Here is a 22,240-nt window from a genome sequence, read left to right on the forward strand (position 1 = left end):
TAAGCCTTGATCAGCGTTGCTCAGCTTTTCCCGGGCGGTCCCCACGTTCGGGGCGGGATTGGCTTCCAGTCTACCGGTAGCACTGACAGTGATGGGGGTTTGCCGGTACCTGAGTCCGCATGTGCCGCCCTCAACCGGTCTCTTCCGGGTCCCGATATGTGGATGGGGGCTCCAAGAGGCTCACGGAGGCACTCAGCGCTTCCGGGTGTCAACCCTTGGCTACTTGGGAGTCAGGTCGGAATTCGCACCCGCACGCGGGCACACGGAACGAAGGCCGGGCGGTCACGACAGACCCGTCCCGGCCTTCGGATACGTGATATACGTCACCCATAGGTATCGCCGGGGCCGGTGCTCCCAGGGGCCCTGAGGGGGCCGTAGCGGCGGGGCGGGCCGCCGGGGTTGAGCACCTTGATCATCCGCACGGTGCCATGCCCCAGGTCCTCGTTCAGCCGGGCCACCAGGGTGGGCGTGAGATGCCGCAGCTGGGTCGCCCAGGCCGTGGAGTCGCACTGCACGACCAGGACCCGCTCGTCCTCGTCGTACCTCTCCGGGACGCAGTGCTTGGCCAGGTTCTCGCCCACCATCTGCGGCCACCGGCCCATCACCCCGCCCACCGCCGCAGGCGCCTCCCACCCGCGCTCGGTGAGCAGCCGGTTGATCGCGGCGCCCAGCGCCATCGGGTCGCGGCCGTCCGCGCGCGCTCCGGAGCGCAGGCCGCCCCCGCGCCGGGCCTGCTTCTTCTGCTGCACCGCGTCCCCACGCGCGCGTGCCTGCTCGCGTGCCGCCCTGAGCGCCACGCGCGCGAGGTCGACGCCGGAGGGCTCGGGGCTCCGCTCGGCGCCCTGCTTCGGGGCGGGCTCGTCGCCGCTCATGTCCGCTCCACCGTCCCCCCGGACACGGTGTACCGCGCCCCCGCGAGGACGTCCGGCACGTCGTCGTCGACCGCGGCCGTCACCAGCACCTGCTCGCCGGGCGCGACCAGCTCGGCCAGCCGCTCCCGCCGACGGGCGTCCAGCTCGGCGAAGACGTCGTCCAGGACCAGCACCGGCTCATTGCCCTCGGCCCGCAGCAGGTCGTACGAGGCCAGCCGCAGCGCCAGCGCGTACGACCAGGACTCACCGTGCGAGGCGTACCCCTTGGCCGGCATCGGGCCGAGTTTGAGCACCACATCGTCCCGATGGGGGCCCACCAGCGTGACGCCCCGCTCGATCTCCTGCTTGCGGGCGTCCGCGAGCGCCGCCATGAGCTGCCCGTAGAGCTCCTCACGCGTGTGTGCCTCGCCGGGAGCCGACGACTTGTACTCCAGAGCCACCGGACCGCCACCGGGTGCCAGCTGCTCGTACGCCTTGTCGGCGAGCGGCTGGATCGCGGCCACCAGGTCGAGCCGCTGGGCGAGCAGCTCGGCGCCCACGCGCGCGAGGTGCTGATCCCAGACGTCGAGGGTGGACAGGTCCATGGAACGGCCGCCGTGCCGCCGGGCGAGCGCGGCCGTCTTCAGGAGCGTGTTGCGCTGCTTGAGGACCCGCTCGTAGTCGGAGCGCACTCCCGCCATGCGCGGGGAACGGGCGGTGATCAGCTCGTCCAGGAAGCGGCGGCGCTCACCCGGGTCGCCCTTCACCAGGGCGAGGTCCTCGGGCGCGAACAGCACGGTCCGCACGATGCCGAGCACATCACGCGGCCTGACCTGCGAGGACCTGTTGATGCGGGCGCGGTTGGCCTTGCCGGGGTTCAGCTCCAGCTCGACCAGCTGCTGCCGCTCGCCCTGCTTGACCTGCGCCCGGACGATCGCACGGTCGGCGCCCATGCGGACCAGCGGAGCGTCCGAGGCGACCCGGTGACTGCCCAGGGTGGCGAGGTAGCCGACGGCCTCGACGAGGTTCGTCTTGCCCTGCCCGTTGGGGCCCACGAAGGCGGTGACGCCCGGGTCGAGCGGAACTTCGACCCGGGCGTACGAGCGGAAGTCGGCCAGCGACAGATGCGTGACGTGCATGGTCGTTCGCCGACCTCCCCCAGGGTTGTGGATCGCGGTGCGACCCTGTGGACTACTTCGTCTCGACGGCGTGGCCGCCGAACTGGTTGCGCAGCGCCGCGATCATCTTCATCTGCGGCGAGTCGTCCTGACGGGAAGCGAACCGCGCGAACAGCGAGGCCGTGATCGCGGGCAGCGGCACGGCATTGTCGATCGCGGCCTCGACGGTCCAGCGGCCCTCGCCGGAGTCCTGCGCGAAGCCGCGCAGCTTGTCGAGGTGCTCGTCCTCGTCGAGCGCGTTGACCGCGAGGTCCAGCAGCCAGGACCGGATGACCGTGCCCTCCTGCCAGGAGCGGAAGACCTCGCGCACGTCCGTGACGGAGTCGACCTTCTCCAGGAGCTCCCAGCCCTCGGCGTAGGCCTGCATCATGGCGTACTCGATGCCGTTGTGGACCATCTTCGCGAAGTGGCCGGCGCCGACCTTGCCGGCGTGGACCGCACCGAAGTCGCCCTCGGGCTTGAGCGCGTCGAAGACCGGCTGCACCTTGGCGACGTTCTCCGCGGCCCCGCCGTACATCAGCGCATAGCCGTTCTCCAGGCCCCAGACGCCGCCGGAGACGCCGCAGTCGACGAAGCCGATGCCCTTGGCGGCGAGTTCCTCGGCGTGCTTCTCGTCGTCCGTCCAGCGGGAGTTGCCGCCGTCCACGACCACGTCACCCGGTTCCAGGAGCTCGCCGAGCTCGTCGACGGTGGACTGGGTCGCGGCGCCGGCCGGGACCATCACCCAGACCACGCGCGGGCCCTTGAGCTTGCCCACAAGCTCTTCGAGGCTGTGGACATCGGCGAGGTCCGGGTTGCGGTCGTATCCGACGACGGTGTGGCCTGCGCGGCGTATCCGCTCGCGCATGTTGCCGCCCATCTTGCCGAGGCCGACGAGACCGAGCTCCATCAGTTGTTCCTTAGGTCGCTGTGTGGCGTGTGGGGCACCTTCGTACCCATGTCCGAGCCTAAACCCGGACCGTCACGCACACCTGTGGGCATACGCGCTCATACGAACGCCCCCACCTGCGGCTTTCCCCACAGGCCGGGACGATTTCTCCACGGCCTGTGGACAACGCCCGGCGACTCAGCCGCTCAGGCGCACCGGCATGATCAGGTACTTGTAGGCCTCGTCCGCCTCCGCGTCCAGCGCCGGCTTGCCGCTGAGCAGCGCGGGCTTCGTGGACGTCGTGAAGGACAGCTGGGCGACCGGGGAGTCGATCGCGCTCAGGCCGTCCAGCAGGAAGGTCGGGTTGAAGGCGATCGAGATGTCGTCGCCCTCGAGCTGGGCGTCGACCCGCTCCACAGCCTGTGCGTCGTCGCTGGAGCCGGCCTCCAGGATGAGCACGCCCTGCTCGAAGCTGAGCCGCACCGGGGTGTTGCGCTCGGCGACCAGGGCGACGCGCTTGACGGCCTCCACGAAGGGGGCGGTCTCGATCACGGCGACGGAGTTGAACTCGGTCGGGAACAGCGTGCGGTACTTCGGGAGGTCGCCCTCCAGGAGGCGGGTCGTCGTACGACGGCCGGCGCCCTCGAAACCGATGAGCCCCTCGCCGGAACCCGAGCCGGAGAGCGCCAGGATGACGCTGTCGCCGCTCGTGAGCGCCTTGGCGGTGTCCAGGAGCGTCTTGGCGGGCACCAGGGCGACCGCGGACGCCTCGGGGTTCTCCGGCTTCCACAGGAACTCGCGGACCGCGAAGCGGTAGCGGTCGGTGGACGCCAGAGTGACCGTGTCGCCCTCGATCTCGATGCGCACACCGGTGAGCACCGGCAGCGTGTCGTCACGACCGGCGGCGATGGCGACCTGGGCGGCCGCGGAGGCGAAGACCTCGCCGGGGACGGTGCCCGTGGCGTTCGGCATCTGCGGCAGCGACGGGTACTCCTCCACCGGCAGGGTGTGGAGCGTGAAGCGCGAGGAGCCGCAGACCACCGTGGCCCGTACACCGTCTGTGGAGATCTCCACCGGGCGGTTGGGCAGGGCGCGGCAGATGTCGGCGAGCAGACGGCCGGAGACGAGGACCGTGCCCTCCTCCTCGACCTCGGTCTCCACGGAGACCCGTGCGGAGACCTCGTAGTCGAAGCTGGACAGGCTCAGCTGGCCGTCCTCGGCCTTCAGCAGCAGGCCGGCGAGGACCGGCGCCGGCGGACGGGCCGGGAGGCTGCGCGCCGCCCAGGCCACGGCTTCCGCGAGTACGTCGCGTTCCACCCGGATCTTCACTCTTGCCGCCTCCTGCTGTTGCCGGCGCTTCTCGCCCTGCCTGGCCTTCGTCGTCTGTCTCGGTGTGGTCGGCCCCGAGGCGGGGCAGAACCAACGGGGACCAGTCTGACGCACCGCACTGACAGCTGGTGCCCCTCGGGGTCAAGTCGTGACGAGGGGCAGCCGGGCACCGAGCAGCGAGTTGTGCACAGGACCCACTTCGAAACGGATTCCCAGCTCTCTCTAGTTGTTAGTAGTAGTAGGGCCTGTGGAAACCGTGGATAACCCCGTTTGCGCAGCTCAGAGGCGGTTTTTTATCCACCGACCCTGTGGGTGGAGGCGGTGGACAACCGGGGCCTTCTGTGGAGAACAGAAAGTTCTGCACACTCCATGCACAGGCAGGGGCGAGTTCTCCCCAGCGGCGTCCCCAGGTTTACCCACGTTTCCCACAGGGCAACCCGGCAGCTTCGTGTGACGCCTTTCACTCGGGCCGGTGACGAGGCGCGTCGTGTTGCCGAACAGTGGACAGACCTGTGGAGAAGCCGGAGATCGCTGGGGACAACCGGCCACAGCCTGTGGGTTGCCGGTGGACAACCTCATGCACAGCCTGTGGATCATTTTCTTGTCCACAACCTGTGGATAACTTTTATCCACGAATCCACAGCCAGTTGACCTGGCTCGATCGTCCCTCACCGGGCCGGCCTGTGGACACAGTCTGGACAACTTCCCAGTCCCCAGGGTGTGGACGGGAAAAAGTCACCGAATCTGTGGAGAGTGGCCGTAACCCGGCCGGTAATCGAACAGCGGATGAGCGGCGAACGACGGTTGCCGGTCGGCGCCGGCCGGTGCGGAGAGGCACGCCGGGCCTCCGGAACGGCTCCGGAACGCCCCCAGGACCCCTCCAGGAAGTCTTCGGAACGCCTTCGGAACGCCTTCGGAACGCCTCCAGGACGACGAAAAGCGCCCCCGGATGTCCTCCGGGGGCGCCCTCGGCGGGGTCCGCGACGCGATCTGGCGGCGCGGTCTGGCGGTGCCGTCAGCCGTTCTTGATGCGGTTGGTCAGCTCGGTCACCTGGTTGTAGATGGAGCGCCGCTCGGCCATGAGATTGCGGATCTTGCGGTCCGCGTGCATGACCGTCGTGTGGTCGCGGCCGCCGAACAGCGCGCCGATCTTCGGCAGTGACAGGTCCGTCAGCTCACGGCACAGGTACATGGCGATCTGGCGGGCCGTGACGAGCTGGCGGCCGCGCGAACTGCCGCACAGGTCCTCGATCGTGAGGCCGAAGTAGTCGGCGGTCGCGCTCATGATGGCGGTCGAGGTGATCTCAGGCGTGGAGTCGTCGCCGCCGGGGATCAGGTCCTTGAGGACGATCTCCGTCAGGCCCAGGTCCACCGGCTGCCGGTTGAGCGACGCGAACGCCGTCACCCGGATCAGCGCGCCCTCCAGCTCGCGGATGTTGCGCGAGATGCGGGACGCGATGAACTCCAGCACCTCCGGCGGGGCGTTGAGCTGCTCCTGGACCGCCTTCTTGCGCAGGATCGCGATCCGGGTCTCCAGCTCGGGCGGCTGGACGTCGGTGATCAGGCCCCACTCGAAACGGTTCCGCAGTCGGTCCTCGAGCGTGACCAGCTGCTTCGGCGGCCGGTCGCTGGACAGCACGATCTGCTTGTTGGCGTTGTGGAGCGTGTTGAAGGTGTGGAAGAACTCCTCCTGCGTCGACTCCTTGTCCGCGAGGAACTGGATGTCGTCGACGAGCAGGATGTCCATCTCGCGGTACCGCTTGCGAAAGCTGTCGCCCTTGCCGTCGCGGATGGAGTTGATGAACTCGTTGGTGAACTCCTCCGAGCTCACGTACCGCACGCGCGTGCCCGGGTAGAGGCTTCGCGCGTAGTGCCCGATGGCGTGCAGCAGGTGCGTCTTGCCGAGGCCCGACTCCCCGTAGATGAAGAGGGGGTTGTAGGCCTTCGCGGGCGCCTCGGCGACGGCGACGGCGGCCGCGTGCGCGAACCGGTTGGAAGCGCCGATGACGAAGGTGTCGAAGAGGTACTTCGGGTTCAGGCGCGCCGTCGGCTCACCGGGGCCGGCCTTCGGCGAGGACTGCGCGGCCGACGATCCGGGCGCACCCGGACCGTGCTGGCCGGGGCCGTGCTGGCCCGGGCCGCCGCGGTGCGGATGACCGGGACCGGCCGACGGCTCGGGCCGCTCCCGGCGGCCGGTGTCGCGCTGGTCGTAGTCGGACCGCGACTGCTCGTACTCCGACCGCTTCTGCTCGTACGGCGACGGATCGTAGGGCGGCCGCTCCATCGACTGGGGGCGGTAGTCCTGCGACGGCGGACCGTAGGAGTCCTGCGACGAGGAGCCGTACGGGTCCTGGGAGGAGGGCGAGGCGTAGGGGTCGCGTTCCGGGAAGCCCAGCCGCTGCTGCTGCCAGCTGTACTCGTCCTGCTGGGGCCGCGGCCAGGCGCCGGGCTCGGGGCGCTGGTACTCCGACGGATACGTGGGCCGTGCGGTGGGCAGTTGGTCCGAGCGGGAGCCGGGGAGCTGGTCGCCGGGCGTCGGGGGCATGGGGTCGGCGCGGTGCCGGCCGTAGCCCTCGTACTGGCTTTCGTACGAGTTGTCGTATCCGGCGTCGTAGCGGCCGTCCTTCCGGCCGTCCTGCCCGTCGTAGGAGCCGGCCGGGAGCTCGGGTTCCTCGTAGCGCGGCTGCTGCGGTGCGGGAGGGGCCGGCGGGCCCTGGGGGTCGCCGACGGAGTCGTCGACGGTGATGGCGATGCGGATCGGTCGGCCGCACTCGCGGCTCAGCGTCTCGCTGACGATCGGGGCGAGGCGGCCCTCCAGCACGCCCTTCGCAAATTCGTTCGGTACCGCGAGCAGGGCGGTGTCGGCGACCAGCGCGAGCGGCTGGCAGCGCCTGATCCAGTGCTCGTCCTTCACCTCGACGCCCTGGCCCCGGCCCTCGCCGAGGAGTTGCTCCAGTACTCGTGGCCACACTGCGGCAAGATCGGCAGGTACGTCAGCCACAGGGCACGCTCTCTCGTGGGTCCCACGAACGTGTGGTTGCGGGACGGTCGGGATTCATATGGGGCGGGGCAGGGACAAAGGAACGATTCGGAGTTCAGCCAAGGTAGTCAGGGCGACGGGTGCGGTTCAAGTTGTTGTCCCCAGGCTGTGGATAGTGTCTCCCCGTGACTGTCGGTTTGACCGGATGGCGTAGCCGCGCGTACCGTAACCAGGTCGAGTTGTCGATGGCTGCTGCCGCCTGCCTCCGATGGGCACAGATCGCTTCAGGTGATCGGGAAGCGGTGCACTCGGGCGTTCACCGCGAGCTACCTCGTGGGCGCACGGTGACAGCCAGGACGGCACCCCGCCGCCACCGATTGATTTCTGGAGCCCCCGAGTGAGCAAGCGCACCTTCCAGCCGAACAACCGTCGTCGTGCCAAGACCCACGGCTTCCGCCTGCGGATGCGCACCCGTGCCGGTCGCGCGATTCTCGCGAACCGCCGTAGCAAGGGCCGCGCCAACCTGTCCGCCTGAGCCTGATCAGGTCATGACGTCGTGCTGCCTACCGAGCATCGGCTGAGGCGGCGCGAGGACTTCGCGACCGCGGTACGACGAGGTCGTCGGGCCGGCCGCCCGACCCTCGTGGTCCATTTTCGAAGCGGTGCCACGGACCCGCACGCGCCTGGGGAGAGCGCTCCCCCGACGCGTGCGGGTTTCGTCGTGAGCAAGGCTGTGGGCGGAGCGGTGGTGCGTAACAAGGTGAAGCGCAGACTGCGTCACCTGATGCGCGACCGAGTCACCCTGTTTCCCCCCGGTAGCCTGGTAGTCGTACGGGCGCTGCCCGGGGCGGGCGACGCCGACCACGCACAGCTGGCCCAAGACCTGGATGCCGCCCTTCAACGGCTACTGGGAGGGGGCGCGCGATGAAGTACCCGCTACTGGCTCTGATCAAGCTCTACCAGTGGACGATCAGTCCGCTGCTCGGGCCGGTGTGCAAGTACTACCCGTCGTGCTCCCACTACGGCTATACGGCCATCGACCGGCACGGTGCGATCAAGGGAACGGCACTCACCGCGTGGCGCATTCTGCGCTGCAACCCGTGGTCGCTCGGCGGTGTGGACCATGTCCCACCGCGCAAGCGGCCGCGATGGCACGAAATGCTGCGCGACGCGTGGCGTGCACGCAGGGGCGGGACCTCCGCCGCCGAAACGGCCCCCGAGGAGAACTCTTCCTCGGGCCCGGCCGCAGAGACACCGTCCCATGCCCAAGGAGCATGATTAGTGGACACGATTGCCAGCCTCTTCAGCTTCATCACTACACCTGTCTCCTGGGTCATCGTCCAGTTCCACACGGTGTACGGCGCCATCTTCGGCCCCGACACCGGATGGGCCTGGGGCCTGTCCATCGTGTCCCTGGTGATCCTGATCCGTATCTGCCTGATCCCGCTCTTCGTGAAGCAGATCAAGTCGACTCGGGCCATGCAGACGCTCCAGCCTGAGATGAAGAAGATCCAGGAGCGCTACAAGAACGACAAACAGCGTCAGTCCGAAGAGATGATGAAGCTGTACAAGGAGACGGGCACCAACCCGCTCTCCTCGTGCCTTCCCATCCTGGCGCAGTCCCCCTTCTTCTTCGCCCTCTATCACGTGCTCAACGGCATCGCGACGGGCGACAAGATCGGCGTCATCAACGAGCAGCTGCTCGAGAGCGCGCGGAAGGCGCACATCTTCGGCGCTCCGCTGGCCGCGAAGTTCACCGACGGCTCGGCGAAGGTGGAGGCGCTCGGCGCCTCGCTCACCGACGTCCGCGTGGTCACCGCGATCATGATCGTTCTGATGTCGGCGTCGCAGTTCTTCACCCAGCGCCAGCTGATGACGAAGAACGTCGACACCACGGTGAAGACGCCGTTCATGCAGCAGCAGAAGATGCTGATGTACGTCTTCCCCGTCATGTTCGCCGTCTTCGGCATCAACTTCCCCGTGGGTGTCCTCGTCTACTGGCTCACCACCAACGTGTGGACCATGGGTCAGCAGATGTACGTGATCCGCAACAACCCGACCCCGGGTTCGAAGGCCCAGGCCGCCTACCTGGATCGCCTGTACAAGCACGTCACGCACAACGGCAAGACGCGTCGCCGCAGCGAGAAGGCCATCGTCAAGGCCATCGTGGCCAAGGGCCGCGACCGCAACGACGCGGAGCGCAAGTTCATCAACGCTCTGACCAAGGTGGGCTTCGCGGCCCAGGCCGACGGCAACGTCGTCAAGAGCGAGGCCCAGGCGGCTGCCCAGGCCGAGGACGGCACGTCCACGAGTGCGGCCGCCGCCAAGCGTCAGCAGCCCAAGCGTCAGTCGAAGTCGCAGCGCCAGTCCGCGCCCCCGAAGGCGGCCGGCGAGCCCACCTCGCTGATCAAGTCCGACGAGCCGGAGGACGCCAAGCCCTCGGGCGGCGCCGGTGCCGCCAAGCAGGCCGGAGCGAAGCCCGGGTCCGGAGGCCGCAGCAAGGCCCAGTCCGGGCAGCGCAAGGGCGGCCCGCAGCGCCCCAAGTCCCCGTCCAAGAAGTAAGAAGGAGCCCATCCCGTGACGGAAGGCACCACCTCCGCCGCCGCCGAGGGTGCAGACACCCTGACCCGCCTGGAGCAAGAGGGCGAGATCGCGGCGGACTACCTCGAAGGTCTGCTGGACATCGCCGATCTCGACGGCGACATCGACATGGACGTCGAGGCCGACCGCGCCTCTGTGTCGATCATCAGCGACGCGGGTACTCGTGACCTGCTGAAGCTGGTCGGCCGGGAGGGCGAGGTGCTGGAGGCGCTGCAGGAACTCACGCGCCTGGCCGTGCATCGGGAGACCGGCGACCGCAGCCGACTGATGCTCGACATCGCCGGTTACCGCGCCAACAAGCGCGCCGAGCTCACCGAGCTGGGCGCCAAGGCCGCGGCCGACGCGAAGAACAGCGGTGAGCCGGTCAAGATGCAGCCGATGACGCCCTTCGAGCGCAAGGTCGTTCACGACGCGGTCAAGGCCGCCGGCCTGCGCAGCGAGTCCGAGGGCGAGGAGCCGCAGCGCTTCGTCGTCGTGCTGCCCAACTGATTCGGTACGTACGTATCCCCGGCCCCGTCTGTTGCGCAGGCGGGGCCGATCTTTGTCAGCCTGGTAGTTCTGGTGTCGGCGCGGGAAGCGCTGATGCGGTACGGAAGGACGGTCCCCGTGACGGAGGCAGCGGAGCTCCCCCCCGCGCCCGAAGTGGCACGAGAGGTATTCGGTGATCGCTTCGGCGATGCGGTCCGATATGCCGAGCTCCTGGCCGAGGCAGGTGTGCAGCGTGGGCTGATCGGTCCACGCGAGGTGCCCCGCCTGTGGGAGAGGCACTTGTTGAACTGCGCGGTGCTCTCTGAGGTCGTGCCCGAGGGCGTGACCGTGTGCGACGTCGGCTCGGGGGCCGGTCTGCCCGGCATTCCCCTGGCGCTCGTGCGGGAGGACTTGAAGATCACCCTGCTGGAGCCGCTGCTGCGACGGACCAACTTCCTCAACGAGGTCGTCGAGCTCCTGGGCCTGGACCATGTGACGGTCGCGCGTGGTCGTGCCGAGGAGGTCATGGGCAAGATCCCACCGGTCCACGTGGTGACCGCCCGTGCCGTGGCACCCCTGGACCGCCTGGCCGGCTGGGGCATCCCGCTGCTGCGCCCTTACGGCGAGATGCTCGCCCTCAAGGGAGACACCGCCGAGGAGGAGCTGAAGAGCGCGGCTACGGCGCTGAGCAAGCTCGGGGCCGTGAGCACCTCGATCCTGCATGTAGGTGAGGGCGTGGTCGATCCGCTGTCCACGGTGGTGCGGGTCGAGGTCGGGGAGAGCCCTGGCGGTGTGAGGTTCGCCGCGAAGCGAGCCAAGGCGGCCCGCACCGGCCGAGTGCGCCGACGCCGCTGAGACGTACTCCACACAAGCTGCCGAACCTATGCATCCCGGAGTGTCGCGAGGATCCGGCCGCAGGCGCTGTGCATCGTGTTTCACGTGAAACGTCGCTCCCTGCTCCACGGCATTATCAGTCGCGGCCGCGCCGCGGCCGAACCCCGCGACCGTAAGCCTCTCGGTTCACTCGATGAGGGACGGGAGTTGTCCACAGAGGTGGATTTCTCCACAGAACAGCAGGCCTCACTGGTTCACCACCCCGAAGGCATGGGAGGCTCTGTTCATTGCGAGCCTGAAGTCGAGGAGAGTGAATCCTTGCGGTCCGACGCCAACATCGCGGGACCGATGACCGATCCGGTCCCCGGTCCCCGTACCGAGTCGTTCGGGGAGGATGTTTCACGTGAAACACCGCCCCCGATGGACGACACTCCGATCGGTCGTGCTGCCCAACTCGCGGTGGAGGCTCTCGGCCGCGCCGGCGAGGGTCTGCCACGTCCCGAGCAGACCCGTGTGATCGTGGTCGCCAACCAGAAGGGCGGGGTGGGCAAGACGACGACGACCGTCAACCTTGCCGCATCCCTGGCCCTGCACGGCGGCCGTGTCCTGGTGGTCGACCTCGACCCCCAGGGCAACGCGTCCACTGCTCTGGGGATCGACCACCACGCCGAGGTTCCGTCCATCTATGACGTGTTGGTCGAGAGCCGCCCGCTCGCGGAGGTCGTTCAGCCCGTCCCCGATGTAGAGGGCCTCTTCTGCGCTCCTGCCACGATCGATCTCGCCGGTGCGGAGATCGAGCTGGTGTCCCTGGTGGCGCGTGAGAGCCGCCTGCAGCGAGCGATCCAGGCCTACGAACAACCGCTGGACTACATCCTCATCGACTGCCCGCCCTCCCTCGGTCTCCTGACGGTCAATGCGATGGTGGCCGGTGCCGAGGTCCTCATCCCGATCCAGTGCGAGTACTACGCGCTGGAGGGACTGGGGCAGTTGCTGCGCAACGTCGACCTGGTGCGGGGGCACCTCAACCCCACCCTGCATGTGTCGACCATCCTGCTCACCATGTACGACGGCCGGACGCGTCTCGCGTCACAGGTCGCCGAGGAGGTGCGCACCCACTTCGGTGACGAGGTGCTACGGACGAGCATTCCCCGCTCGGTCCGGATCTCCGAGGCGCCGAGCTATGGACAGACGGTGCTGACCTACGATCCCGGATCTAGCGGTGCCCTGTCATACCTTGAGGCAGCACGAGAGCTTGCGCTGAGGGGCGTCGAGGTCAGTTACGACCCCACGCACGCCCACATCGGCGCCCAGAACAACCGGAACATGGTGGAGGGGATCCAGTGAGTGAGCGACGGAGGGGGCTCGGCCGAGGTCTTGGAGCGCTGATCCCTGCCGCCCCGACGGAGAAGACACCGGCACAGGCCGCGGTCGGAGGTGGGGGATCCACGTCTCCCGCATCCGTACCGGTGCTGACGACCGACCGCGGAGTGGCCGCGGCGAAGGTGGCCACGCTGCCGCCTGTTTCACGTGAAACAGAGGAGCTGTCGGTGTTCGGCGTCTTGGAGACGCCTGCGCCGCCGATCGGCGCGTACTTCGCCGAGATCCCCCTCGACCAGATCACGCCGAACCCGCGCCAGCCGCGTGAGGTCTTCGACGAGGACGCGCTGCACGAACTCATCACCTCCATCCAGGAGGTCGGCCTGCTGCAGCCGGTCGTGGTGCGCCAGACCGGTCCCGCGCGCTTCGAGCTCATCATGGGTGAGCGGCGGTGGCGGGCCTGCCGTGAGGCCGGCCTGGAGGCGATCCCGGCGATCGTGCGGGCCACGGACGACGAGAAGCTTCTCCTGGACGCTCTCCTGGAGAACCTTCACCGGGCTCAGCTGAACCCGCTGGAAGAGGCAGCCGCCTACGACCAGTTGCTGAAGGACTTCAACTGCACGCACGACCAGTTGGCGGACCGCATCGGCCGGTCCCGCCCGCAGGTGTCCAACACGCTGCGTCTGTTGAAGCTGTCGCCGGCGGTTCAGCGCCGGGTGGCGGCCGGAGTGCTCTCCGCCGGTCACGCGCGGGCGCTGCTCTCCGTCGACGACTCGGAGGAGCAGGACCGGCTGGCCCACCGGATCGTGGCCGAGGGACTCTCGGTGCGGGCCGTCGAGGAGATCGTGACCCTCATGGGCTCGCGTCCGCAGACGGCTCAGCGTGCCAAGGGGCCGCGCGCCGGTGGCCGGGTCTCCCCGGCGCTGACCGACCTTGCGACCCGGCTCTCGGACCGCTTCGAGACGCGGGTGAAGGTCGACCTGGGGCAGAAGAAGGGCAAGATCACTGTCGAGTTCGCCTCGATGGAGGACCTCGAGCGGATCCTCGGCACGCTCGCTCCCGGAGAGGGGCCTGTCCTGCAGAAGGGCCTTGTGGACGGCGACACCGAGGAAGCGGAAGACGAAACGGAAGACTGAGCCGCTGCTCGACCGAGGCGGCGCTGGTCCTGGAAGTCTGTGAGCGAGCCGTGTCCGGTGTGTACCGGAACACGGCTCGCTCTTTGCTTTCAGGCGGTATCGATGGAATCGCATCGTGGATACGATGCGGTTGGGGCTATGGCGCATCCACCTGGCAGCACCTCGGAGCGGGAGGCGAGGGCCATGCGAACGATGAGCCGGACCGGACTGGTGAGCGCCGGACTGGGACTGGGCGCCGTCGGCGGGTTCGTCGGCAGTCTGCTCAGGGAACGGAGCGCTCTCACAGCCGCTCGCGACGCCGCGGGCGAAGGAAGCGAGGAACAGCCTTCATGGGGCGTCGGCTCGTACCGCTCACGCTGGACAACCTTCAGGACCTTCCCAAGCGCTGTCGCTCGTGTGTCTTCTGGGAACTGGACCCCGTCCGCGGTGAGGCCGCGCTGAAGGCAGGGACGTCCGCCCTGGAGAAGGAGTCCTGGATCTCCGCCGTCCTGCTGGACTGGGGATCGTGCGGCCGGGTCGTCTACGTGGACGACGTCCCCGTGGGCTTCGTGCTCTACGCCCCTCCCGCCTACGTTCCCCGCTCGACGGCGTTCCCCACGAGTCCCGTGTCGCCGGACGCCGTGCAGTTGATGACCGCGTTCATTATGCCGGGCTACCAGGGGCAGGGCCTCGGCCGTGTGATGGTCCAGACGGTGGCCAAGGATCTGCTGCGTCGGGGCTTCAAAGCGATCGAGGCATTCGGCGACGCCCGCTGGCAGGAGCCGGCCTGTGTGCTCCCGGCCGACCATCTGCTGGCGGTGGGCTTCAAGACCATGCGTCCCCATCCCACCCATCCTCGGATGAGGCTGGAGCTGCGGACCACGCTCTCCTGGAAGGAAGACGTGGAGATGGCGCTCGACCGGTTGCTGGGAGCGGTCCAGAAGGAGCCGGTGCTGCGCCCGTTGTAGACGGCTTCGGTCAGGCGCTTCGGTCACGTGCTTGGGTGACGGTCTTCGGTGACGTGCTTCTGTGACGCGTTCGGGAAAGCGAAGGGGCCGGCCCTCTCGGGCCGGCCCCTTCGTGTTTCACGTGAAACATCAGCCGTCGGCGGGACGGCTCAGCGCGTCAGTCGTGCGTCACTCGGAGATGAAGGTCTCCAGATCGCGGACGAGCGCAGCCTTCGGCTTGGCGCCGACGATCGTCTTGGCGACCTCGCCGCCCTGGTACACGTTCAGGGTCGGGATCGACATGACGCCGTACTTGGCAGCCGTGGCCGGGTTCTCGTCGATGTTGAGCTTGACGATCTCGATCTTCTCGCCGTGCTCGGCCGCGATGGCCTCGAGGGAGGGAGCGATCTGGCGGCACGGGCCGCACCACTCGGCCCAGAAGTCCACCAGGACGGGCTTGTCGCTCTTGAGGACGACCTCTTCGAAGTCGGCGTCGGTCACATTCTTCAGGGTGCCGGCCACAGGGGGCTCCTTAATTCTTTGTGCGGTGGGGCGGGAGAGGGTCAGACGGAGGTCTTCTCGGGCGCGGACTGCTCCTCGTCCGCCAGGGCGGCGAGGTAGCGCTCGGCGTCGAGAGCGGAGGAGCAGCCGGTGCCGGCCGCGGTGATCGCCTGGCGGTAGGTGTGGTCCACCACGTCGCCGCCCGCGAAGACACCGGTCAGGCTCGTCCGGGTGGAAGGCGCAGCGACCTTCAGATAGCCCTCCTCGTCGAGGTCGAGCTGACCCTTGAAGAGCTCGGTACGCGGGTCGTGGCCGATCGCGATGAACAGTCCGGTCACCGGCAGGTCCGAGAGCTCGCCGGTCTTGAGGTTGCGCAGCTTCAGCGAGGCCAGCTTCTGGTCGCCCTGGATCTCGGCCACCTCGCTGTCCCAGACGAACTTGATCTTCGGGTCGGCGAAGGCGCGCTCCTGCATCGCCTTGGAGGCGCGCAGGGTGTCACGGCGGTGGACGATCGTCACGGACTTGGCGAAGCGCGAGAGGAAGGTGGCCTCCTCCATCGCCGTGTCGCCGCCGCCGATCACGGCGATGTCCTGCTCCTTGAAGAAGAAGCCGTCACAGGTGGCGCACCAGGAGACGCCGCGGCCGGACAGGGCGTCCTCGTTCGGCAGGCCCAGCTTGCGGTGCTGGGAGCCGGTGGTGACGATGACGGCCTTGGCCCGGTGGATCGTGCCCGCGGTGTCCGTGACGGTCTTGATCTCACCCGTGAGGTCGACGGAGACGATGTCGTCGGGGATCAGCTCGGCGCCGAAGCGCTCGGCCTGGGAGCGCATGTTGTCCATGAGCTCGGGGCCCATGATGCCGTCCTGGAAGCCGGGGAAGTTCTCCACCTCGGTGGTGTTCATGAGTGCACCGCCCGCGGTGACGGCACCTTCGAACACCAGCGGCTTCAGCGACGCGCGTGCGGTGTACAGGGCCGCGGTGTAGCCGGCAGGCCCGGAGCCGATGATGATCACGTTACGGACGTCGCTCACGGCTGGATTCCTCGTCTCTGGACTGCTTCTCGACGGGTGGGAGCTTCTGGACTCTCACCCCACCCAACGGATCCTAAGGGGCCTGCATTCCCGGTGTGTCCGGGCACACGGAGAGGCGACACCGCAGGGACGTCAGAGAGGAAAGCCGAGGGGCAGGACAAGGCGCGAGCCAGGGAGAAACGACGTGCAGGACCGGGACGGTACGCGGCTCGTCAGCGACGCGTATAGGAGTCTGTCAGCAGGACCTTGGCCGGGCTCGACGACGGATGATCCACACAGGTCTTGTCCATGATGTAGACGTCGATCCGCGTGCTGTCCGAGGCGTCGGGCAGCACGACGAGCAAGGCGGCCGTCCCCTGGTACGTGCCCTCCTCGGTGGCGAGGGCCGCGTCGTCGCGGCCGATGCCCTGCTGTACACAGGGGGGAACCACAGGCTGCCGGAGGACCTTGGGCGACGCTTCGGCGGTGCCCTGGATTCCCATGCTCTCCGGGACACGCGAGCTCCCGGTCTTGGCCAGGAGCCCGGCGACCTGCCCTTCGAGCTTGCTAGCGGCGAAGGTGTCCGGCCCGGCGGACTGATGTGCGGCGGTGCCCGGCCCTCCGCCACCCGTGAGGGACGACACGAGGACGGAACCGAGTCCCAGCGCCGCGGCTGTGAAGACCGCGCCGAGCACGGCGACCTTGCGGCGCCCGCCCCGCCTGCGGTCCTTGCGGCCCGGACCGGTGGCGCCGGTGCGGGCGTGGCCCGCGGGTCGGTCCGGTGCCGTCGTTGTTTCACGTGAAACATGGAGCGCGTCTGTGTCGGCCTTGATCGCGGGGGCTGCTTCCGGAGTGCTGTCGGTCTCAGGAGCGCCTTCGTTCTCAAGGGCCGTGGCGTTCAGGAGGGCTTCGGCGGCGAGTGCGGCATCGATGCGATGAGCGACGTCGTCCGGCATGCGCGGCGGGCCGGGGAGGGTGCCCAGCAGGTCGCGGATCTCCTCGAGCGAGGTGTGGACGTCCGTGCAGAGCTCGCAGTCGTCCAGGTGCCGACGCACGTCTGCGCTCCGGGCAGGTGCCAGCAGGCCCTCGGTGAGGTCGGAGATCTCCGCGACGTCCGGGTGCCCGGTCGTGTCCGTCGTCGATGTCACGTTCGCCCACCTCCGCCCTTCACAGCAGCTGAATCGCCTGTCCCGGCGTTGCCCGGTCCCTCGTCACGAGGTTCCGCTGCCGGTGGGACGGATGTCCCCTGCGCCCGGTTCCGTCCTGAGCCGCTTTCTCTTCCGTTGCCGGTGCCGTCCGGCCGCAGATGGGTCAGGAGCGGCAGGAGTCTCGCTCTGCCTCGGGCACAGCGGCTCTTGACCGTTCCGGTCGGCACGTCGAGCATGCGGGCGGCCTCGGCGACCGGGTAGCCCTGCATGTCCACGAGGACCAGGGCGGCCCGCTGGTCGGGCGGGAGCGTGCCGAGCGCTTCGAGGAGCTGGCGGTGGAGGTCGTTGCGTTCCACGGGGGCGGAGGCCGACTCGTGCGGCTCGAGCAACTGCTCCAGCCGCTCGGTGTCGTCGACCGGGGAGGTCTTGCGGGAGGCGGCCTTGCGGGCCCGGTCCAGGCAGGCGTTCACCGTGATGCGGTGCAGCCAGGTCGTGACGGCGGACTGGCCGCGGAAGGTGTGGGCGGCCCGGTAGGCGGACACGAGGGCGTCCTGGACGGCGTCAGCGGCCTCCTCGCGGTCTCCCAGCGTTCGCAGGGCCACCGCCCAGAGCCGGTCGCGGTGACGCCGTACGAGCTCACCGAAGGCGTCGGGGTCACCCTCGACATGGTGAGTGAGGAGGTCCTGGTCGCTCACTCCGTCATAGCCGGCGCCTTCCGCCATCGGACCCCCTCCCCCTTCGGTGAGACGTCAGCCCGTGAACTTCACGTCGGTGATGGCCTGCTTGTAACCGCTGCCGCTGTACTGATCGCCGTCGGCGTGTGGCAGAGCAGTGAGCCAGATGAGCACATAGCGAGTCTTGACCGCCTTGGTGGCCTTCACCGTGGCGGTGGTTCCGGTGGTGGTGAGCGTGCCGATCTTCTGCATCGACGTGAGGGCACTGGCGGACGGAGTCAGCGAGTCGGCAGCGTACAAGTTCACGGTCGTGTGACTGCCACCGTAGTAGAGCCCTATCGTCGCCGTGGAGATTTCCTGCGCCGAGCCGAGGTCGTAGACGATGCCCACGCCCGGCTTGTACGGCGCAAGCACCGGCCCGCCGCGGAAGCTGGATGTCCGCCAATACGTCGAGCTGTCGCCGTCGTAGGTTTCGTCGACGTCGTTGGGGTGCTGGGCGTCGCCGCTCACGACGTACTCCGCCGCGCCCTGGATCTTCAGCTGTTGGGGCGCCTTGGGCGAGGCGCTGTTCTTGTCGCCGTCGTCCGTCGTCTGCGTCTGGTTGGTGTCCTCGGACTTGCTCTGGTCCATCAGGGCGTCCGCGAGCTGCCAGCTGCCGAGGCCGAGGGCGGCGATGAGGAGGGCGGAGACCGCCCACTTCAGGGCCTTGCCGGTGCGGCTCTGCAGCGGAGGCAGCGGAGTCGGCACAGCCTGGGTGACGCCCGGACGCGGTGCCGGACGGCCGTAGGTGCCCTGCTGGTACGTCGTGCGCTGGTACTCGGGCGGCGCGGTGAACGCGGGCTCCGGCGGGCGGATGCGGGGCATCTCGCCGATCGCCTTCACCAGCTCCTCCGGCGTGGTGCAGGCGGCCTCGTGCCGGGAGGCGGTCGCGCCATCGTTGACGAGGGCGCGCATGGACAGCTCCGACAGGCCCCGGTGGACGCCGGCCCGCACCTGGTCGGGGGCGATCAATCCGACGTCCTTGGGCAGCCCGGACAGGCCGTACGCGTCGTTCTCGTACGGCCAGCGCTGGGTGAGCGCCGAGTACAGCAGGGCGCCGATCGCCTCGGTGTCGGTGCGCTGCGGGGTGTCGGTGGTGATGCCGCGCAGGGCGGCGTTCACAGCGAGGCCGCGGATGCGCCACTGGCCCGAGGACGTGCGCAGCACGGCGTTGGGGTTCAGCCGCAGATGCGAAAGGCCCTCGCGGTGCGCGGCGGCCATCGCGGAGGCGATCTGACTGACCATCTGGTAGGCGTCGTGCGGCTCCAGCGGGCCGGCCGCGAGCAGCGCGGTCAGCTCGGTGGCATCGGGCAGCCACTCGTGGACGACGTAGACGAGGTCGTTCTCCTCGACGGCGTCCAGTACTTGGACGAAGCGGGGATCGCCGAGCAGGGCCGAGGAGCGGGCCGCGGCCAGCACCGAACGGGCCCGTGTGTGGTCCGCGGGCAGGATGTGAACGCCCACGGCACGACGGAGTTTCTCGTCGACCGCACGCCAACTGCTGAAACCGTCCAGACGGGTGACGCACTCTTCGAGGCGATAGCGTCTGGCGAGCTTGTGACCACTGTGCAGTTCCGGCGGTGAGGCCTTTCCGGGACGCTCCGCCCCGCCGCTCCCCTGTGCCTCGTCGCTGTCCGTGTCCTGCTCCCGGTTCTTGACCACCCCGTCGGCCGTGGACTGGTCCGCTTGTGCGGTCAGCGGCTCGTCACCGCTGTTGTCTGCCACGTCGACGGCAGCTGTGCTCCGTTCCGCCACCGTCGTTCCTGCCTCCCCATCCAGTGCGCGCCGTCCGACCTCGTGCGCGCCGTCCGACGCCGAACCCAATTGTGCCCATAGTCCGTCGCTATGCACGACACGCGGCGGCGGACGATGGTTGTGCGCCTACCCCGTTCCAGGACCTGTGGAGCGGATCATGCCGCATACGTGGGGTGCGGCGTGCACTGCCCCGGAGGAAGTGCGCCCCTCGCGCCGACTGACTCTCACTCATCGGCTACCGCTCCCCTTTCCTCCGCCCGGCTGTGGGACGGCCCTAGCGCCCCAGACGTCCGCGGACCATGCCGACGAGCGAGTTGAGCTCCTCGATGCGCATGCGGCGGGCGGCGACGAAGAAGATGCCGAACAACAGGACCCCGCCGGCCAGCAGCGCGGCGAAGGAGCCGAGAACGCCCTGGCCCAGGGTGTGGCCGATGCCGTAGCAGGCCGCGCCGCTGATCAGGGCGGCCGGTACGGAGGCGATGCACAGCCGTGCGTAGGTGCGCAGGACGTGGGAGCCGTCGAGGTCGCCGCCGAGCCGCTTGCGCAGCCGGTTCCAGGCGACGCCGACGCCGATCGAGTACGCCAGACCGTAGGAGGCGGCCATGCCGACCACGGCCCAGCGGGCGGGAAGGACGAAGAAGCAGACCGCCGAGGCGCTTGCGTTGACCGCGGCCACGATGACGGTGTTGTAGAAGGGCGTGCGGGTGTCTTCGTAGGCGTAGAAGGCGCGCAGGACGACGTACTGCACGGAGTAGGGGATCAGGCCGAGGCCGAAGGCCATCAGCATGAAGCCCATGTTCGTGGCCTCGCTGGTGCCGGAGGAACCGAAGATCAGCGTGCACATCGGGATGCCGAGCGCGAGGAAGCCGAAGGCGATCGGCACGATGGCGACGGCCGTGGTGCGCAGGCCCTGCGAGATGTCGTCGCGGACCGCGCCGCCGTCGCCCTCGGCCGCCGAGCGGGAGATACGCGGCAGCAGGGCGGCCATCAGAGAGACGGTGATGATGGCCTGCGGCAGGCCCCAGATCAGCTGGGCGTTGGCGTAGGCGGCGAAGCCGGTGCCGTCGACCGGCGAGTCCGTGCCCGCCGACGTGGACAGCTGGGTGACGACGAGCGCGCCGGCCTGGTTGGCCAGGACGAACAGGACGGTCCACTTGGCGAGGGTGGCCGCCTTGCCGAGGCCGTGGCCTTTCCAGTCGAAGCGCAGCCGCAGCCGGAACCCGGTCTCGCGCAGGTACGGGATCATCGCGAGGGCCTGGACGACCAGGCCGAGCAGGACGCCGATGCCGAGGAGCCGCTCGCCCTCCGGCGGAATCGTCGTGACCTTCATGCCGGAGTCGGCGGCGGTGCCGTAGACCCAGATGAACATGCCCAGCGTGACGATGATGACGATGTTGTTGAGGACCGGCGTCCACATCATCGCGCCGAACTTCCCGCGCGCGTTGAGGATCTGGCCCATCACCACGTGGACGCCCATGAAGAAGATCGAGGGCAGGAAGTAGCGGACGAACGTGACGCCGACCTCGTTGGCCGCGGGGTCGCTGGCGACCGAGTCGGACAGGAGGCGGATCAGGACGGGCGCCGCTGCGATCGAGGCGGCGGTGAGCACGCCGAGCGCCACCATGACCAGCGTCAGGAGGCGGTTGGCGAAGGCCTCGCCGCCGTCCTCGTCCTCCTTCATGGCCCGCACGAGCTGGGGCACGAAGACGGAGTTGAGGCCGCCGCCGACGGTCAGGATGTAGATCATCGTCGGCAGCTGGTAGGCGACCTGGAAGGTGTCGCCGAGCAGACCGACGCCGAGCGCCGAGACGATCAGTGCGGAGCGGACGAAGCCGGTGAGGCGGGAGACCATCGTGCCGGCCGCCATGACGGCGCTGGACTTCAGCAGGCCCGCGGCGCGTCCGCTCTTCTTCGCGGCGGACGCGGCCGACGCAGCGGAGGAGGCGGAGGCGGCCGGGGCGGGAGCCGAGGTGGCTGCCGCGGCCGGCGTGGCGGTCAGGTTCATGGTCTGGTCGGCCGCGGGCGACGCGGTGAGGGGAGCCTGGTACTGCGACGGCGTCCCCGGCCCGCCCGGGGCGTGGGCCGGGCCCGGCACCGCAGGGGGGCCGGTCGGCGGGCGGGAGCCGCTCTGCTGCTGGTCCCGGAAGAGGTGGGCGAAGGCGTCGGGCTGGTGCTGCTCCTCGCCGGAGTGCGTCACCAGGTCGTCCACGCCCACGAACTGCGTCGTGCGCGGGTCGTCGCCGTACGGCAGGTACTGGGTGGGACCCTCGGGCTCGGGCGCCGGGGTCTGGGCCCACACATGCGGGTCGGGGGCGTACGGGGACTGCGCGGGCCGGCCGTACAGCGGCTGCTGCGGCTGGTACGTGCCCGGGGGCGGCGGGGGGTGCGCGGCGCGGTCGTAGAGCGCCTCGGCGACCGGGTCCTGGGCGGTGAGGTCCTGCGCCCGGTAGGGGTCCTGGTCGTAGGCGTCCTGGAGGTACATGTCCGCGGGGTGCTGCGGCGGCACTTGGCCGTGCTCGGGCGGCGGGCCCTCCGGGTGGCCGGAGCCGCCCGCGGCCCGGCCGCGCTCACCGTCGTACGGCGCGTTCATGGTTACCCCACCTCATCGTCCCGGGCCCACCGGCC

At 69.1% G+C, this 22,240-nt stretch carries 20 protein-coding genes; 9 read left to right on the plus strand and 11 right to left on the minus strand.

Going from position 1 to position 22,240, the window contains the following annotated elements:
* Nucleotides 1-323: 323 nt before the first annotated feature.
* From ACWD4O_RS09055 to dnaA, 5 genes are all read right to left on the minus strand, one after another.
* A complete protein-coding gene (locus ACWD4O_RS09055) occupies nucleotides 324-872 on the minus strand; it encodes a DUF721 domain-containing protein (RefSeq protein WP_451278883.1) in 549 nt (182 codons plus the stop codon).
* Complete coding sequence (recF, locus tag ACWD4O_RS09060; protein WP_451278885.1) at nucleotides 869-1,990, minus strand: DNA replication/repair protein RecF; 1,122 nt, start codon at nucleotides 1,988-1,990, stop codon at nucleotides 869-871. The genes ACWD4O_RS09055 and recF overlap by 4 nt, the downstream gene beginning before the upstream one ends.
* A gap of 52 nt (nucleotides 1,991-2,042) precedes the next feature.
* Nucleotides 2,043-2,918 carry a phosphogluconate dehydrogenase (NAD(+)-dependent, decarboxylating) gene (gene gnd / locus ACWD4O_RS09065; protein WP_451278887.1) on the minus strand — a complete coding sequence of 292 codons (876 nt, stop codon included), beginning with the start codon at nucleotides 2,916-2,918 and terminating at the stop codon, nucleotides 2,043-2,045.
* A 177-nt stretch (nucleotides 2,919-3,095) separates the two neighbouring features.
* Entirely contained in the window at nucleotides 3,096-4,226 is a 1,131-nt protein-coding gene (gene dnaN, locus ACWD4O_RS09070; RefSeq protein WP_351907572.1) for a DNA polymerase III subunit beta, read from the minus strand.
* A gap of 1,015 nt (nucleotides 4,227-5,241) precedes the next feature.
* Entirely contained in the window at nucleotides 5,242-7,227 is a 1,986-nt protein-coding gene (dnaA, locus tag ACWD4O_RS09075) for a chromosomal replication initiator protein DnaA (protein WP_451278890.1), read from the minus strand.
* Nucleotides 7,228-7,603: 376 nt separating this feature from the next.
* Here dnaA and rpmH point away from each other — a divergent pair, with 376 nt between their 5' ends.
* The 9 genes from rpmH (at nucleotide 7,604) to ACWD4O_RS09120 (ending at nucleotide 14,509) form a co-directional block, all read left to right on the plus strand.
* Nucleotides 7,604-7,741, plus strand: a complete 138-nt coding sequence (gene rpmH, locus ACWD4O_RS09080) for a 50S ribosomal protein L34 (protein WP_018846094.1) — start codon at nucleotides 7,604-7,606, stop codon at nucleotides 7,739-7,741.
* Nucleotides 7,742-7,762: 21 nt separating this feature from the next.
* Nucleotides 7,763-8,134 (plus strand): ribonuclease P protein component, encoded by a 372-nt coding sequence (gene rnpA, locus ACWD4O_RS09085; RefSeq protein WP_406007920.1) that lies wholly within the window; start codon nucleotides 7,763-7,765, stop codon nucleotides 8,132-8,134.
* Nucleotides 8,131-8,484: a membrane protein insertion efficiency factor YidD gene (gene yidD / locus ACWD4O_RS09090; RefSeq protein WP_351907577.1), complete on the plus strand. Its 354-nt coding sequence runs from the start codon at nucleotides 8,131-8,133 to the stop codon at nucleotides 8,482-8,484. Before rnpA ends, yidD begins: the two co-directional genes overlap by 4 nt.
* A 3-nt stretch (nucleotides 8,485-8,487) precedes the next feature.
* Nucleotides 8,488-9,768: a membrane protein insertase YidC gene (gene yidC / locus ACWD4O_RS09095; protein WP_450946555.1), complete on the plus strand. Its 1,281-nt coding sequence runs from the start codon at nucleotides 8,488-8,490 to the stop codon at nucleotides 9,766-9,768.
* 15 nt (nucleotides 9,769-9,783) lie between these two features.
* Complete coding sequence (locus ACWD4O_RS09100) at nucleotides 9,784-10,296, plus strand: Jag family protein (RefSeq protein WP_451278893.1); 513 nt, start codon at nucleotides 9,784-9,786, stop codon at nucleotides 10,294-10,296.
* A gap of 117 nt (nucleotides 10,297-10,413) precedes the next feature.
* Nucleotides 10,414-11,130: a 16S rRNA (guanine(527)-N(7))-methyltransferase RsmG gene (gene rsmG, locus ACWD4O_RS09105; RefSeq protein WP_450946556.1), complete on the plus strand. Its 717-nt coding sequence runs from the start codon at nucleotides 10,414-10,416 to the stop codon at nucleotides 11,128-11,130.
* Between the two features lie 249 nt (nucleotides 11,131-11,379).
* On the plus strand, nucleotides 11,380-12,453 hold the full coding sequence (locus ACWD4O_RS09110) for an AAA family ATPase (RefSeq protein ID WP_451279340.1): 1,074 nt from the start codon (nucleotides 11,380-11,382) through the stop codon (nucleotides 12,451-12,453).
* Nucleotides 12,450-13,562 carry a ParB/RepB/Spo0J family partition protein gene (locus ACWD4O_RS09115; protein ID WP_451278895.1) on the plus strand — a complete coding sequence of 371 codons (1,113 nt, stop codon included), beginning with the start codon at nucleotides 12,450-12,452 and terminating at the stop codon, nucleotides 13,560-13,562. Before ACWD4O_RS09110 ends, ACWD4O_RS09115 begins: the two co-directional genes overlap by 4 nt.
* A gap of 329 nt (nucleotides 13,563-13,891) precedes the next feature.
* Nucleotides 13,892-14,509, plus strand: a complete 618-nt coding sequence (locus ACWD4O_RS09120; protein ID WP_351907587.1) for a GNAT family N-acetyltransferase — start codon at nucleotides 13,892-13,894, stop codon at nucleotides 14,507-14,509.
* Nucleotides 14,510-14,677: 168 nt separating this feature from the next.
* On the opposite strand, the gene trxA is transcribed toward ACWD4O_RS09120, so the two are convergent.
* The 6 genes from trxA to murJ form a co-directional block, all read right to left on the minus strand.
* Entirely contained in the window at nucleotides 14,678-15,010 is a 333-nt protein-coding gene (gene trxA / locus ACWD4O_RS09125; protein WP_057576621.1) for a thioredoxin, read from the minus strand.
* Between the two features lie 41 nt (nucleotides 15,011-15,051).
* Nucleotides 15,052-16,020: a thioredoxin-disulfide reductase gene (gene trxB / locus ACWD4O_RS09130; RefSeq protein ID WP_451278898.1), complete on the minus strand. Its 969-nt coding sequence runs from the start codon at nucleotides 16,018-16,020 to the stop codon at nucleotides 15,052-15,054.
* A gap of 212 nt (nucleotides 16,021-16,232) precedes the next feature.
* Entirely contained in the window at nucleotides 16,233-17,147 is a 915-nt protein-coding gene (locus ACWD4O_RS09135) for a hypothetical protein (protein ID WP_451278900.1), read from the minus strand.
* Complete coding sequence (sigM, locus tag ACWD4O_RS09140) at nucleotides 17,144-17,869, minus strand: RNA polymerase sigma factor SigM (protein WP_451278902.1); 726 nt, start codon at nucleotides 17,867-17,869, stop codon at nucleotides 17,144-17,146. The genes ACWD4O_RS09135 and sigM overlap by 4 nt, the downstream gene beginning before the upstream one ends.
* Nucleotides 17,870-17,896: 27 nt before the next feature.
* Nucleotides 17,897-19,615, minus strand: a complete 1,719-nt coding sequence (locus ACWD4O_RS09145; protein ID WP_451278904.1) for a protein kinase family protein — start codon at nucleotides 19,613-19,615, stop codon at nucleotides 17,897-17,899.
* A 274-nt stretch (nucleotides 19,616-19,889) separates the two neighbouring features.
* Nucleotides 19,890-22,205, minus strand: a complete 2,316-nt coding sequence (murJ, locus tag ACWD4O_RS09150) for a murein biosynthesis integral membrane protein MurJ (protein ID WP_451278906.1) — start codon at nucleotides 22,203-22,205, stop codon at nucleotides 19,890-19,892.
* Nucleotides 22,206-22,240 lie beyond the last annotated feature (35 nt).

The organism is Streptomyces sp. NPDC002623 (genome assembly GCF_053592635.1).

Excerpts from the sequence above, each read along its gene's own strand:
- ACWD4O_RS09055 (WP_451278883.1), bottom strand. The coding sequence starts at position 872 with ATGAGCGGCGACGAGCCCGCCCCGAAGCAGGGCGCCGAGCGGAGCCCC.
- recF (WP_451278885.1), bottom strand. The coding sequence starts at position 1,990 with ATGCACGTCACGCATCTGTCGCTGGCCGACTTCCGCTCGTACGCCCGG.
- gnd (WP_451278887.1), bottom strand. The coding sequence starts at position 2,918 with ATGGAGCTCGGTCTCGTCGGCCTCGGCAAGATGGGCGGCAACATGCGC.
- yidD (WP_351907577.1), top strand. The coding sequence starts at position 8,131 with ATGAAGTACCCGCTACTGGCTCTGATCAAGCTCTACCAGTGGACGATC.
- ACWD4O_RS09110 (WP_451279340.1), top strand. The coding sequence starts at position 11,380 with ATGGGAGGCTCTGTTCATTGCGAGCCTGAAGTCGAGGAGAGTGAATCC.
- ACWD4O_RS09120 (WP_351907587.1), top strand. The coding sequence starts at position 13,892 with ATGGGGCGTCGGCTCGTACCGCTCACGCTGGACAACCTTCAGGACCTT.
- sigM (WP_451278902.1), bottom strand. The coding sequence starts at position 17,869 with ATGGCGGAAGGCGCCGGCTATGACGGAGTGAGCGACCAGGACCTCCTC.
- murJ (WP_451278906.1), bottom strand. The coding sequence starts at position 22,205 with ATGAACGCGCCGTACGACGGTGAGCGCGGCCGGGCCGCGGGCGGCTCC.